Genomic DNA, 12,275 nt, shown 5'->3' with positions numbered 1-12,275 from the left:
GTCGCTCGTAACTTCGCGCTCAATCTCTACCGCTCCAACGCCTTCTCCAATATGGCTCAGGCTGAACGATTCTGTAAATTCGGCCTAGATACACTCAAGACCGTTTTTAGAATGAAATAGCCCTGGTTGTTACCTCTGGCTGAAGAGCAGCGAGTCTGCTTTGCTGCTCTATTGTCAGCTTGCTCCAAGCGGCTCTAATGGCTTGATCGCCGTGTAGCTGATTTGCTCGGCAATAGTCGCCCCAAGTTTGACATTCAAGAAGGGCGAGTTCAGCCGGGTCAACAAACTTTAGACCCTTGATGCCCCTAACATCTTTGGTTCGATAGCTGTCGATGTTAGGGAAGATTTTTTGAAATCGCCGCTTATATTGTTGAGCGCCTTTAACCCAGGGGTCGCCTACTCGAACATCGTCTTCCCACTTTTCCCGCCCGGTATCGCCGTCAATTCTAAGAATGCCTTCTTCGATATACCAAGACCGAAGCTTGGCTTCTAAGTCAACATTAGACACCCAAGAATCAGGGTCTTCGACTAGGCCGCAATCAAGGCTAAAGCGGTAAAGGTGGTTCGCCTCTACTCGGTTTTCTTCCATGCCAGCGTCGAAGACAGAGTAATCAATTCCCTCCTTGAAAATGTTCTGAAATTCTTTAATCAGAATGTTCAGCATGGCGGGGCAGACTTCAGCTTTCACCCAGTCAAGATCATACTTGAAGCGACTGTCGGCTTTAAGTTCGTTTGGCCCTTTGGGGTTGGTCTTGAACGTCTTAGTAAATGGAACAATTGCGTAACGGCTTGCGATGGCTTCAAGGCTCGCTGTTAGGTTGATGGCTCTATCGTTACTGCTGAAGATAGCAACGCAACGGGGCGTAAATTCTTGGCCCTGCTGAAACTTTTCTTCAGTAATAAGCGGGTCGCCTGTGATGAGCTGCTTTAGGCTTTGAATGTCATCGATATTAACCCCCATTCGGTTCTCAGAAGCCCAGTTAATACGGCTCTGAACCAAACTTGCTAGGTTGAACTTTCGCCCTTGGTCGTAGGCATGAAAATCGTCAATCGTGCATGACGTAATACCCGACTTCCCAAAGATGTAGGTGAACGCTTCTCGAAGTGCATCTTTGCCGTTTGCCCCGCTACCGCTGAACAGCAAGCCGCGAACCACCCGCCCCTTGGCTTTGCGTACTGCTTCAAGATCAAGTGCAGCGGCGAACACTCGAAGCACCGCTGTTCTGTAGCCTTGGCCGATCGCCTCAAGTAAGCGGCGGCAATGGGTATCGTCAGCTTCAGGATGGTAAGCCACCTGGGGAGCATAGGTATAGACCCGATCTGGCGAATGATCTAACAACTTGGGAACGGGGCCGCTAGGGCCATACTCGAAGATGAGAACGCCGTTCTTCAAGTTCACCCCTGGCGGGTTAACTTCGTCAGGCTCAATAAACCGGACTTCAGACAGACACCAGCTATAAGCATCATTGCGCTTTGCAGCGGTGGCAAAGGGGCGAGTAGTGAGAACTTCTTTCTCGCCGAATACTTCTTTAACGCAACGCTTTAGAACACCGCTGATCCGTTTCTTCTCGGCTCGCTCATCCTGGCGTTCAAAGTAAGTTCCCACCCACTTATAAAAATCGTCGCCTATGCGAACATAGTCTTCATTTTCATAGAGATATTTGAACGCAATCAGCCCCGGTGTATCCTCGCTGTCGAGTTGAATGTCTTGGTTCTTTTGGCTCGCTTTTTTAGCATCCTTGGCAACCTTGCCCGCTGCTTTGCGTAGGCGATTTTGGCAAGCTTCGAGACCTTGAGCGAAGGCTAGGGCGGGTTCGCATTCCTGGCGGTTGATACCCTTCAAGACTCGCTCTAGCTTGTCTTCTACGCCAGCGGCTTCAGCCACGGCATAGACAACCGAGTCGGCGGAATCTACCGCGATACCTTCAGCCCTGGCGATGTTCTCCCACCCGTACAGCTCACGGGCCACTTTAACCAGGTCATCGCTTTTATCGCCGCTGAACTTGCCTTGGATGATGGCGGCAATCTTTTTAGAAGCAAACGGCTCTAGTCGCAGAACGCCGCCGCCAGGGGCCGAAGTTGCAGGGCGGGGCGGGTCTGGTAGCGGTGTTGGGGCCGGTGGCTCGGTGGTGGTGGCCTTGGTTGACCTGCTAGGGCGAATCCCCAGATCTTCGATTGTCGCCATCTTCAGCGGTTCACCAAACTTCAGTCGCTTATATTCGCCGTGCTCGCCCTTGGTCGGAGCTAAGACGACAAAGCCGCCGCCGTTCAGCAGCTCGCCAGCGTGGGCCACATCGCCGAGACCGAAGTTAGTAAAGTCTGGCTTCTGCTCAGGGGCGATCGCCACTCGATAGCCGCCCCGTTGGGTTCGCTCTACCCACTGGGCCTGTTCAAGAATCGGAGCTGCTACTGAATCAAGATGTTCGGGGCTATTGAAGTTCTTCAGGTCGAAGTCAAGCCAGGCCCCGCCGTTCGTACCCACGCCGACATCAGGATGGCTGAACCATTCCTTCAGCTCGGCGGCGATGGGTAGCTTGCTCCGGTAGCGACTATGGGCCACAGTGCGGGGCTCGCCGTCGCTGTCGATGTAGCTGGGGTTCTTACCGTTGAATAAGGGCTTCGGGGTAACGCCGTCTTCTTCGTAGACGATTTTGCCGTCTTTCTTCAGCGGGTACTTGTGGGGGTCTTGAGCCGGGGCCACGGGCAACGGACTAAAGCCCTGTGCGATCAACTCATCAACCGCCGCTGCTACCGCTGGAGAACAAGATAGGCTAAACTTATGAGTGTCGGGCCGATCAGAATTTGATACAGTTGTCTTGAGTGCACTATTCATTTTTATTCCTAAGTGAGTAGTTGGCCGTCTCGGTGGTGGGCCGCGAAACCTTTAACCACATGAGACAAATAAACGAAACAAGCCCCGCCTAGTTGACAGCTAAGCGGGGCTTTTTACATTTTGGGCAGACTTGGCCAGATCCACGATCGCCCCGGTTCGCAGGGCATCGAATACACAGAGCTTGATTAATCTGTGGCGAGTAAGACCATGTTCTTCGGCAATGGCCTCTACCGTATCGAGCTTTTCTACCGGAAGGCGAAGAGTTGCAGTTCTAGATTTTGAGGTTTTAGGAAGAGCCATTGTCCAAGCCTATTGGGAATTTTTAGGTGAAACATAGTGTCTTTGCCTCTGTTGCTGCCACTCGCTGTCCTGATAATAGCGCACAGGCCATATTTGTAGCATCATTTAGTCGCTAAATCTGGGGGAATCGACCCCTGAAACCGTTGATAGGCTGTATACGCCGCGTATACACTCCCTCGGATATAGCGTGCGCTGCATAGTGTACTACGCCTGTAATCGATCATTTTGGAGTGCAATATTCGGGGATAAAGCATACTTTTCGGGGCCGGAAGACGTAGCGTTTAAGTGTGGTTTATCTCAGATAAATGGCCCCCACTATTGAATCGCAGCGGCGATTTTCTCGCTCAATATTCCCAGGGTGCGATCGCGCCGGTAGTCGGCGGCGGCTCTGGCGGCTTCAGCGAGAATCACCGCCACAGTTGGGATATCTGGCTTTTGCTTCGCCGAGATGAGATAACCCATGCTTCTGCAAAAGCTGTCGGCTAGGTTGCTGGCGGCGAAGACTCGAATAGATGCGCCATCGCCCCGATGGAAGGCTTCAAGGGCGGCGGCATGGGTTTCGGTGGCAGGCTCGCCCAGCTCGGCGAGTATCGCTTCGATGACAGTCTGAACGTCTTCAGCGCTGATAGATGAGGCAGTAGCGGCGGTCATGGTTAAAGGTCTCCTTAGAATTCAGGGTTGATAGTTAGCTGGCTGTCGGCTTCAAGCTGCGAGATATAGCCAGGGTGCCAATACCGATTAAAGTGCCAAAGCATGATTCGGCTTAATGTTTGCGGGATATTCGAACGCTCGACAATTGTCGCCAGGTGCAGGATGGCCGAGTTTCGACCAGAGCACCGGATAGAGCGAAATGATCGCCGCCCCGCCGCCCCGGTTGGTATGTCGGGAATGTCGGCTAGTGGCGATCGCTCGAATGGCGGTTGTGAGTCGGCATAGCGGGGCAGCTCGCCCCAATCCCTTAGCAGCCTATAGTGCTCGCCTTTGTGAGAAGAGAAGCCCCGTGCTAGGGCATCCATCTCGGCGGCTCGCTGGTAGTAAGCCAGCTCCTTAGCGCCGTAACTGTGAAGGAGTTGGGTTAGCAAAGTTTTCTTGTTCCAGCCCAACTCGTTACAGGCTTGGTCGTACTTCTCCCAGGTTTCCGGCGAGCCGTAGACATAACTGACAGACACTTCGCAAAACACAGCGGTCAACCAAACAGGGTCAACAGCTAGGGTACTGCGTATTAGTGCATGTGACGCCAATAGTGGCATGTATGTTACTGCTCGCTTAATCGTGATCCTAGGATAGAGCATAACACTAGTGTTGACATATGTCACTAGTAGTGTTATCACTAGTGATGTCCCTACGTAATTCACTACGAACTCACTATGAACACCACGCCCAAGACCACCACCGCCCGCCATTGGACTCTCTCCGATATTGCAGAATCTCAGAACGTGCTGAAGCGCACCGCCCAAAGCTGGCTCGCCAAGGCTAAGAGGGAGCATGGCGAAGACTTTGGCGAAGTCATTGGCGGGGCTCGCCGTTTCAGCGTTGAAGAGCGCGACATCTTGATCAGCTACGCCGCCCCGCCCCGCCCCGTTAAAGTCGAAGCCGAGCAAGCCGCCGAGCCCCGAATCGTGCAGACCGAAGCCTTCCCCGAATTTGCCGATCGCCCCGCCGAGCCCCGCCCGGTAGAAATCGTGGTGGGCAACCATCGGGCCACAGTCGAAGCCCCGACTATCGGCGGGCAAATCGACTTGGCACGCTTCAGGGGCGATATCGAGACCCGTACTTACCAAGACCCGCTCGGTGGTGCCCATGCGGCGATCGCCCTATTTGATGCCCTGGGTAACGCGATGGACGCCGACTTGGATCAAAGCTTCGCCCAACTCGAAACCACCGCCGCCACCGTTCAGCAGCTCGAAGCCAAAGCCCGCCAGATGGAAGCGAAGTCGCTCGAATACCAAGTCACCCAAAAGATTCTCGCTCGCCTGCAAAACCAGCAAACCGCTAAGCTCGGCGAGCTACTGGGAAAGGCCCAAGAACTCGGCGGTGGTGGTGGGCAGTAATCGCCGCCCTGGCGGTGGTGGCCCTGGCGATCGCCGCTGCTACCGCCCCACCCCGCCCCGTTGACCCACCGCAGACCCACCTAAGGACAATCGCACCATGACCCACCCCAAGCCAGACGGCTCCTTGAGCCTTGCCCGATACACCGACAACGTTAACGCCATCGCCGAGAAGCTAAACGCCCTGCGAGCCCTTGAGACGGCATTACCTACGCCCGACCTTCACAACGCGATCGATAGTCGCCAGATTGATTTGATGGCCGAGACAATCATGGCTCTGCTGCACGAGCACGGCGATGACGTCGAAGACTTTGTTTGGAACGTTCGCAACGTCGCAGCTAATAGACAAAAAGCCTAAACCCGTTGGAGGGGTGGGAAACCCGCAAAAGTAGCCCACCCCCTAGCTCAACCCTTACCGAGATGAACCATGAACGATCCTATCTACAACTGGGATGATTACGACACAGAAGCCGATCCCAGGAATGCCCTACTGAGAGATTCTGACGTTCGATCCGGGCTGTGCAGTCCCAAACCCAGATCCCTAGCTAAGAGGCCAGAGCAAGCCCTAGCGCCGCGCTGGCAGTCTCAGGCGATGCAGACCAAGCCTAGCGATGCCATTGCCCTAGCAACCCTGCTAAAGCTGACCCAGGGGCCACAGAATGGCCAGAACGTGACCATCCATATCACCGATTCATTCAATACGACCGACAGCCATAACCGCCGCTACCGCTACCACCAGCAAGAAGTAGAGCGGTTGGAAGTCCGGGGTCTAGTCAGACCATCAAAGATTATCCCGCCGCTCTTTGCCGGGTTCTGGCTGATGTCGATCATGATTCTGCTGATTTCAGGGGTTAGCAATGACTGAAGAAAGCCGCCTGATCATCCACGACACGCAGCCGGAGCTTAACAACCAGCGGCCCACCATTCAATTCTTGACGCGAGACAAGTTTGGCGGCGAGAACTTTCAAGCGGTAGAGGTGCAGTCGAACCGGCTCAGCAAGCGCCTATTAAGCTCTCTATGGCTTGAGAACCTACTCCTTAGCTCCAATGGTCTAGAGCTACTGTCGAAGGCGATCGCCTGGTTTGCGGCGGGTTCTGGCGTGGCCCTGATGGTTTCCCATAGCTGGGCTTTGGCCTTGGCTACTGTACCCATCATTTTGTTCATTTGCTGGTTACTCTCGGAGACCCAAAAAACCCACCTTGCCGGGTCAACGATTTTTCTCAGTCTGCTATTTCTGTTCGGCTTGATTCTCGCCTTCATTTTCTAAAGCCATGCTCAAAACCTTTGAATCTCAGGCCGAAGCCCATCGGCTCTTCAACACCGCCCTAGCCTCTCTCGGCTTGGCTTCTACGCTGCTGATTTCCTCTTTTTGGATTACCCCCAAGACCTACCGCCTGCTGCCCATCGCGGGGGCTTTAGCGGGGGCAGGGGCGGCGGTGGCTAGTCTGAACAAACGCGATCGCCTACTCGAAGCCCTAAGCGATCTCGAAGACATCGGGGCGAATGGTCGTAAGCAATCTTGGCTGGCCGGTACCCATGACCTTTCTGTTTTGGGTAGCGCTCAACCTGAAGACAAGCCCAAAGAAGAGAAGCTCGATTACCAGGTCTTTGACGAAAACCGATTCAGAACAGACTCTGTTCACCTGGCTATCTTCGCCAGCTCCGGCAGTGGCAAAAGCTTCTTTCTGCGCTGGCTGATGAACTACAAATTCGCTGGCGACCAGTACGCCCTGATAGATCCCCACGCTGACAAGGGGCTAACGATTGAGAGCAAGGAACATGCCCTAAACCTACTCGAAGACTTCGCTATGGGGCGGCTTCAGCGGTTGATAGTCGGGGCCGGTCGTGACTTCGAATCGATCGCTAACTTCTACATGGCCCTTGAAGACCACATCACCTGGCGATTTGCCAACGGCGGCGAGTCGGCGGGGTTCCCCATCCTGAACCTGATTGTCGAAGAGCTACCCGCGATCGTTAAACACACGAACGACATCGAGAAGGACTTAGTACCATCGACAAATCAAAGCCTACTGACTGAGGCGAGAAAGGTCGGCTTAAGGATTATCGCTGTCACCCAGGGCGACCAAGTCTCGCTACTTGGCCTTAAGGGAATGAGTAGCCTTCGGAGTGCTTACCGTTTCGTTCGCCTGGGCAAGGAAGCCATCAAATATGCTGGGCAAAAAGGGCTAAGTCAGCTTGAACAGCGCCTGACTGATGACCTATTTAAGTCGCTTGACCTGCACAAGAAAACCAAGTCGAAGGCGATGTTCAAGGGCACCTGTTTCATGGTCGATGAATCAGAATACATGCCCTTCCGAGACCTCAGAATTTGGGGCACTGAACCCCTAGAGTCTGACCTGTACGACCAGGCATATACCCAGGATGACCCACCGAACCCACCGATCGAGGGGCACCCTACCCCGCCCATCGATCATGCTGATTCTCAAAAAAATACCCCCGATTTCGTTGGGACTGGGGGCACCGCCCTACCTACCCACCACGCCGAGCCGGAAGCCCAAAAGCCCCGCCCCGGCTGGGGTGGACTTGCCCTAGTACCCTGCACACCGCCGCCCTCCTACTACCGCCGAGCAGGGGGCACCCCACCGACCGCCCTACCCCTAGACCCGCCGACCGAGGGGGGCAGCGGGGCGAGTATGCCAGCCGCCAAAAGTAGCCCCGTCGCCGAGCAAAAAGTTAGGGTCGAATATGGCGGTGACTTCTGGGTAGAGAAGTACAACTCTCATCCCAGCTTTGACGCTCTCGAAAACGTTCGCCCCGACTTTTTGAACGATGGCCACTTGGCTAAATACTTTCAGTTAAGGGGGGAAGGGATCGCCCCGTCCAAAGCGGCAAAGTCGATGTTTTCTAAGAACCGATATTCTCAGGCTAATGTCTGGCTTAAAGAAACCTATGGCGCTGTCTGTGCCGAAGGAGCGTGACCGATGGCAGTTTGGAAAGCTGAAGAGAACGAGAACGGCTCGGTCGATCGGGTCGATGGCGCTGGCTTCGATGCCTGGGATATGAATGGGCAATACATCGGGATAGCCTCAACCGTTGCCCAGGCTTGGGCAATGATCCACCAAGCTAACTTCGAGCGCTACGGGGCCGAGACCGGCGAATAGCGATCGCCCTGAATTCTGGCTTCAGCTTCCCTGTAGAATGAGTGCGCTATCTTTGCCTATTCGCTTATTCGGTTATTCAAATGATCGTCACAGTCGCCAGCATGAAGGGCGGTGTAGGGAAGACCACCACGGCGGTTCACCTGGCGGCGTTCTTCGCCGAGCACGGGGCTACCCTGCTAGTTGATGGCGACCTGAACCGAAGCTCGCTGTCTTGGGCTCGGCGTGGCCCTGAGTTCGATTTCTCGGCGTGCGACATGACCGCCGCCGCCAAAGAGAGCCGGGGCAAAGACCACATCATTATCGATACCGGGGCGAATCCCGACCGAGCCACACTGAAGGAGCTGGCGGCGGGCTGCGATTTCTTGGTCATTCCCACCACCCCGACTTCGCTATCGATGGAAGGGTTAATGAGTACAATCAGCGCTCTTCAAGAGTTAAAGTCTTTCGGCGTGGTTTTAACAATGACCGATTCTCGCCGACAGGGGACCACCACCGCCGCCAGAGAGCGACTAGAAAGTTTTGGTATCCCAGTTCTAAACCAAACTATTCGGCGGCTTGCGTGCCATGAGGCCGCCCCTAACGATGGCGTTTTGGTGCGAGACGTTAAAGACCGCATGGCGGCGATCGCCTGGGATGAATACCGCACATTAGGCAGCGAGATTCTAAGCCATGCCGAATGATGCCGAGTCACTGTTCAACCGGATCGACGCCATGCAACCTGGCGGCGAACCCCAAGGCAAAGAACCCCGCCGAGTGAAGGGCGGTAAACGGGGCGGCAAACGTTCACGCGATGACTACACCCAGATCGGGGCATACATTCCAGTAGAGACCCACAAGCAGGTCAAAGCCCGCCTATACGCTGAAGACAAGCAGCTTAGCGAGCTTCTAACCGAACTACTCGAAAAGTGGTTAAGCGAATAAGCGTTAACATTTAATCCCTAAAACCCCTTGCGCAGTTGGGAACGCTAGGCTATACTTGTGAACATAGAGTTCAAGTTCAGCCCATGACCGCACGCCAACAAATCGCCTTCGAAGACCAAGTTACCGCCCTGGCCACCGCCCGCAAGATTCCCCGACTGTACGCCGCCGAGATTCTGGTTAGCAAGGGAATCACCGCCGAGACTATGCCCGCTCAATAGTCAAAAAATAGGGGCGGTGGTGTAGACCGCCCCTTATAGAGTTCAAGCCTTTAGGATACCGCCATGAACACCGTACCCACGCCCACCGAATACATCAAACTGCTGAAGGCTTGCCGCCGTCCTGAAGATATCGAAGCGGTAGCCAGTGACCTTTACAACTCCCTAAATACTGGCGTTGCCGAGCGCACCTTGGCCAATAAACTAACGCCCTACAACAAAGCGGTTCGAGCCGAGTTCACCGCCGAAAATTTGCAAGTTGGGCAGAATGCCTACATCAAGCAAAAAGCCGACAGCTCAAACATTGTTCAGCATCTCCATTTCAAGTTCACAACCGATCTGATCGACTTCGAGAAGCACAACCAAAAGAGCACCGCCGCCCTAGATACTCGGATGGACAACCCCGCCGTGGTTCATGCTGGCAAGTTTCTAGACTGCATGATTGAGTGTCTAGAATCCCAGGATGAATATGAACTGTCGGCGGGGCTAATTGCCGCCAGCGGTCGCCGTGCGATCGAAGTGTGGCGGCTCGGCGAGTTCACCAAGACCACCGATCCCTATAGCGTTACCTTCAAGGGCCAAGCCAAACGCCGCGATTACGGCGTTCCCAAGGATGAGCGAGCATCCTACGAGATTCGCTTGTTAATCCCCGCTGAAGCGTTCCTAAAGCTTTGGCGACAGTTCAAACAGTCCGAAGGCTATAAGAGCTGCCAAGCCGAACTGAAAGCATTTGAAACCACCCTGAAAAGCAAGCCCGCCGAGTCCAGAGAAGCCGAGCTTCGCCAGAAGTTTCACTCGCTGCGGGGCCGCTCAATCGACCGAGCTATCAAGCGTACCTTCGGCGAGTCAGAGGCTCTAGAGAATCTCGATTCAATTAGCAAGGGCCACCAAGCATCAAGCCACGTTCTACGCCACGCCGCCGTTAACCTGCTAGTTCAGCGAGACGTTAAATCAAGCTCGACCGGCAAAGCGCTAAAGTTCACCGCCGAACAGCTTGGTCACTACATCAGCGGCGAAGACAGTATTCGTTCTTTTCTCGCCAGCTTTGGCTATATCAACTTCGAAGTTATGGGCGAAGTTGTCACCCTAGACAATGCCTTCAAAACCGCCACCGTTCGACTGAACCATGCAGACCTTGAGCGGTTCAACGCCCTGGCGGCTCACCTGAACGCCCGCAATCAGCAGCAAGCTTTTCACTGGCTACTCAACCAAGGCGATCGGGTTATCGAACTAGAGAAAGAACTCGCCGAGCTTCGCCGCCAGGTTGCCGAACCCAAACCCGCCGCCGAGACCACCACCACTGAGCCCGTTAAGGAGCCTGAAGCCATGCCAGAACAAAACGTCGAATCATTAATTGATAACAAGATCGCCGCGCTTGAAGAACGTCTTCTCGCCGCCCTGGCGGGTCAGCAGCAAGCCACACCCAAGACCGCCCCTACCCAGGGCACCTATACAGCCGAGCCCGCCACCATAGTCCCGGTAGCCACCGAAGAGCCCAAGACCGAAGAGAAATATCAACTAAAGCGAGCTATCGACTCACGGGGCGAAGCCGCATTAGAGAAGGTTGCCGCTGCCTACTGGGCGATCGCCGAGCACAACGAAAAACAGCTAACCGACTCCGATCGATGGTATATCGGGCCAAGGCTACTCAAAGACCTATCAGGGGTGAATTACAACGTAGTCAAGCGGTGGGTTGCCGAGCACGAGACCGAGATCGAAGAACATAACCAGCGCTTCGAGCTGGGCTCTAGCCACAACCGCCAGCATGGCCGCAAGGGATTGACCATCGACAAAGTAGTCAAACTCTAATCGCTTAAGCGTTCCCAACAAACTTGAGAACATGGGTTGACAGTTAGGAACGCTTAAGGCATACTGTTTTACATAAGGCGGTTGTCACGCACCAAGCCCTACAGGGGCGAAGCCGAACAGGCTAGGGCAGTCGCAGGGAAGGAACCCCTAAGCAGTCGGGGGCTAACTTCCACCACACCGCCCCATCGCTACAGGGGCCACCACCAAACAGCATTCGGAGAAAACCCATGTTCGCTACATTCCTTTTCCTGGTTATTTTTGCCGCGCTTTGCCTTCTCTTCGGCGAGCCCGAAACCACCGCCAAGACCACGGCCGAGACCGCCAGGGCTACACTGCCCCATCGCACCGATACCGAAGGGCGAGACGTTACCGAAACCCCTGGGCTATGGGATGAGACCGACACCCTAGAGCCCGTCGGAATCGCCGCTAGAGCCGCCGCGATCGCCCCGCCGATGGCCAAGACCACCATTCCCACCGAGACCACTACAGCCGCCGCCGAGATACCAGCTAAGACCGTCAAAGAGCTACGCCAGCTATGCACCGACAGCGGGGTTAAGTGGCGCAACGCCAAGGGCAAGAACCGCCACTTGAGCAAAGCTGAGATGATAGCCGCCCTTCCCTAGATATCCTCAGGTCTGCCAGCATCGGCTGGCAGACCTGCCTTGACCACATAGGTTGGGGGGTTGCATTCGCCCGCTGGCGAAGTATCGATAGGCCAAAAGCGTAGAAACATTGAAACCCAGTGAGGAAGAGCCACCACAAGGAGAGAAGCTAGCGCCCAGGCTGTTGGTCGAGATGAAAGTTGAGAACTCATATTTAACCTAAAATCAATACTTTTAACTTTCACAGATAGGCAAGGCGTGAAAGTGGTCAAATAGCTACTTGCTCTAAACTCACCCCCCCCCCGCCCCGCCAGCCCTGCCTGTAGCGGGGCTTCTTATTGCCCTCCCCACGCCGCCACGCCACGCCACGCCACGCGGCCACGCCGCCACGCCACGCCCCACGCCGCCGAGACCATGCAGCCGC

At 54.9% G+C, this 12,275-nt stretch carries 15 protein-coding genes; 11 read left to right on the top strand and 4 right to left on the bottom strand.

The window, feature by feature from the left end; all coding sequences use genetic code 11:
- Positions 1-106 precede the first annotated feature (106 nt).
- The 4 genes from ACQ4N7_RS29220 to ACQ4N7_RS29205 form a co-directional block, all read right to left on the bottom strand.
- Entirely contained in the window at positions 107-2,833 is a 2,727-nt protein-coding gene (locus tag ACQ4N7_RS29220) for a DUF5906 domain-containing protein (RefSeq protein ID WP_430714953.1), read from the bottom strand.
- 99 nt (positions 2,834-2,932) lie between these two features.
- Positions 2,933-3,133 carry a hypothetical protein gene (locus ACQ4N7_RS29215; RefSeq protein WP_430714952.1) on the bottom strand — a complete coding sequence of 67 codons (201 nt, stop codon included), beginning with the start codon at positions 3,131-3,133 and terminating at the stop codon, positions 2,933-2,935.
- A 315-nt stretch (positions 3,134-3,448) separates the two neighbouring features.
- Positions 3,449-3,784: a hypothetical protein gene (locus ACQ4N7_RS29210; protein ID WP_430714951.1), complete on the bottom strand. Its 336-nt coding sequence runs from the start codon at positions 3,782-3,784 to the stop codon at positions 3,449-3,451.
- A gap of 14 nt (positions 3,785-3,798) precedes the next feature.
- Positions 3,799-4,314: a hypothetical protein gene (locus tag ACQ4N7_RS29205; RefSeq protein WP_430714950.1), complete on the bottom strand. Its 516-nt coding sequence runs from the start codon at positions 4,312-4,314 to the stop codon at positions 3,799-3,801.
- Between the two features lie 186 nt (positions 4,315-4,500).
- Between ACQ4N7_RS29205 and ACQ4N7_RS29200 the strand changes: the two genes are divergently transcribed.
- The 11 genes from ACQ4N7_RS29200 (at position 4,501) to ACQ4N7_RS29150 (ending at position 11,872) form a co-directional block, all read left to right on the top strand.
- Positions 4,501-5,184, top strand: a complete 684-nt coding sequence (locus ACQ4N7_RS29200) for a hypothetical protein (RefSeq protein ID WP_430714949.1) — start codon at positions 4,501-4,503, stop codon at positions 5,182-5,184.
- A 97-nt stretch (positions 5,185-5,281) separates the two neighbouring features.
- Positions 5,282-5,539 (top strand): hypothetical protein, encoded by a 258-nt coding sequence (locus tag ACQ4N7_RS29195; RefSeq protein ID WP_430714948.1) that lies wholly within the window; start codon positions 5,282-5,284, stop codon positions 5,537-5,539.
- A 234-nt stretch (positions 5,540-5,773) separates the two neighbouring features.
- Complete coding sequence (locus tag ACQ4N7_RS29190) at positions 5,774-6,046, top strand: hypothetical protein (protein WP_430714947.1); 273 nt, start codon at positions 5,774-5,776, stop codon at positions 6,044-6,046.
- Complete coding sequence (locus tag ACQ4N7_RS29185) at positions 6,039-6,449, top strand: hypothetical protein (RefSeq protein ID WP_430714946.1); 411 nt, start codon at positions 6,039-6,041, stop codon at positions 6,447-6,449. Before ACQ4N7_RS29190 ends, ACQ4N7_RS29185 begins: the two co-directional genes overlap by 8 nt.
- A 4-nt stretch (positions 6,450-6,453) precedes the next feature.
- Positions 6,454-8,121: a hypothetical protein gene (locus ACQ4N7_RS29180; protein WP_430714945.1), complete on the top strand. Its 1,668-nt coding sequence runs from the start codon at positions 6,454-6,456 to the stop codon at positions 8,119-8,121.
- A 3-nt stretch (positions 8,122-8,124) separates the two neighbouring features.
- Positions 8,125-8,304, top strand: coding sequence for a hypothetical protein (locus ACQ4N7_RS29175; RefSeq protein ID WP_430714944.1), 180 nt, complete (start codon positions 8,125-8,127; stop codon positions 8,302-8,304).
- Positions 8,305-8,384: 80 nt separating this feature from the next.
- A complete protein-coding gene (locus ACQ4N7_RS29170) occupies positions 8,385-8,984 on the top strand; it encodes a ParA family protein (RefSeq protein WP_430714943.1) in 600 nt (199 codons plus the stop codon).
- Positions 8,974-9,225: a hypothetical protein gene (locus tag ACQ4N7_RS29165; RefSeq protein WP_430714942.1), complete on the top strand. Its 252-nt coding sequence runs from the start codon at positions 8,974-8,976 to the stop codon at positions 9,223-9,225. Before ACQ4N7_RS29170 ends, ACQ4N7_RS29165 begins: the two co-directional genes overlap by 11 nt.
- A gap of 83 nt (positions 9,226-9,308) precedes the next feature.
- A complete protein-coding gene (locus ACQ4N7_RS29160; protein ID WP_430714941.1) occupies positions 9,309-9,443 on the top strand; it encodes a hypothetical protein in 135 nt (44 codons plus the stop codon).
- Between the two features lie 63 nt (positions 9,444-9,506).
- The gene (locus ACQ4N7_RS29155) at positions 9,507-11,249 is read left to right on the top strand and encodes a protelomerase family protein (RefSeq protein WP_430714940.1); all 1,743 of its coding nucleotides are present in this window, start codon (positions 9,507-9,509) and stop codon (positions 11,247-11,249) included.
- Positions 11,250-11,476: 227 nt separating this feature from the next.
- Positions 11,477-11,872, top strand: coding sequence for a hypothetical protein (locus ACQ4N7_RS29150; protein ID WP_430714939.1), 396 nt, complete (start codon positions 11,477-11,479; stop codon positions 11,870-11,872).
- Positions 11,873-12,275 lie beyond the last annotated feature (403 nt).

The sequence above is a fragment of the Nodosilinea sp. AN01ver1 genome (assembly GCF_050565655.1).
Taxonomy (GTDB): domain Bacteria; phylum Cyanobacteriota; class Cyanobacteriia; order Phormidesmidales; family Phormidesmidaceae; genus Nodosilinea.
The sequence above is the reverse complement of the archived record's forward strand: the minus strand, read 5'-3'. Positions and strand labels throughout refer to the sequence as shown.

Excerpts from the sequence above, each read along its gene's own strand:
- ACQ4N7_RS29220 (WP_430714953.1), bottom strand. The coding sequence starts at position 2,833 with ATGAATAGTGCACTCAAGACAACTGTATCAAATTCTGATCGGCCCGAC.
- ACQ4N7_RS29215 (WP_430714952.1), bottom strand. The coding sequence starts at position 3,133 with ATGGCTCTTCCTAAAACCTCAAAATCTAGAACTGCAACTCTTCGCCTT.
- ACQ4N7_RS29210 (WP_430714951.1), bottom strand. The coding sequence starts at position 3,784 with ATGACCGCCGCTACTGCCTCATCTATCAGCGCTGAAGACGTTCAGACT.
- ACQ4N7_RS29200 (WP_430714949.1), top strand. The coding sequence starts at position 4,501 with ATGAACACCACGCCCAAGACCACCACCGCCCGCCATTGGACTCTCTCC.
- ACQ4N7_RS29195 (WP_430714948.1), top strand. The coding sequence starts at position 5,282 with ATGACCCACCCCAAGCCAGACGGCTCCTTGAGCCTTGCCCGATACACC.
- ACQ4N7_RS29190 (WP_430714947.1), top strand. The coding sequence starts at position 5,774 with ATGCAGACCAAGCCTAGCGATGCCATTGCCCTAGCAACCCTGCTAAAG.
- ACQ4N7_RS29185 (WP_430714946.1), top strand. The coding sequence starts at position 6,039 with ATGACTGAAGAAAGCCGCCTGATCATCCACGACACGCAGCCGGAGCTT.
- ACQ4N7_RS29180 (WP_430714945.1), top strand. The coding sequence starts at position 6,454 with ATGCTCAAAACCTTTGAATCTCAGGCCGAAGCCCATCGGCTCTTCAAC.
- ACQ4N7_RS29175 (WP_430714944.1), top strand. The coding sequence starts at position 8,125 with ATGGCAGTTTGGAAAGCTGAAGAGAACGAGAACGGCTCGGTCGATCGG.
- ACQ4N7_RS29170 (WP_430714943.1), top strand. The coding sequence starts at position 8,385 with ATGATCGTCACAGTCGCCAGCATGAAGGGCGGTGTAGGGAAGACCACC.
- ACQ4N7_RS29165 (WP_430714942.1), top strand. The coding sequence starts at position 8,974 with ATGCCGAATGATGCCGAGTCACTGTTCAACCGGATCGACGCCATGCAA.
- ACQ4N7_RS29160 (WP_430714941.1), top strand. The coding sequence starts at position 9,309 with ATGACCGCACGCCAACAAATCGCCTTCGAAGACCAAGTTACCGCCCTG.
- ACQ4N7_RS29155 (WP_430714940.1), top strand. The coding sequence starts at position 9,507 with ATGAACACCGTACCCACGCCCACCGAATACATCAAACTGCTGAAGGCT.
- ACQ4N7_RS29150 (WP_430714939.1), top strand. The coding sequence starts at position 11,477 with ATGTTCGCTACATTCCTTTTCCTGGTTATTTTTGCCGCGCTTTGCCTT.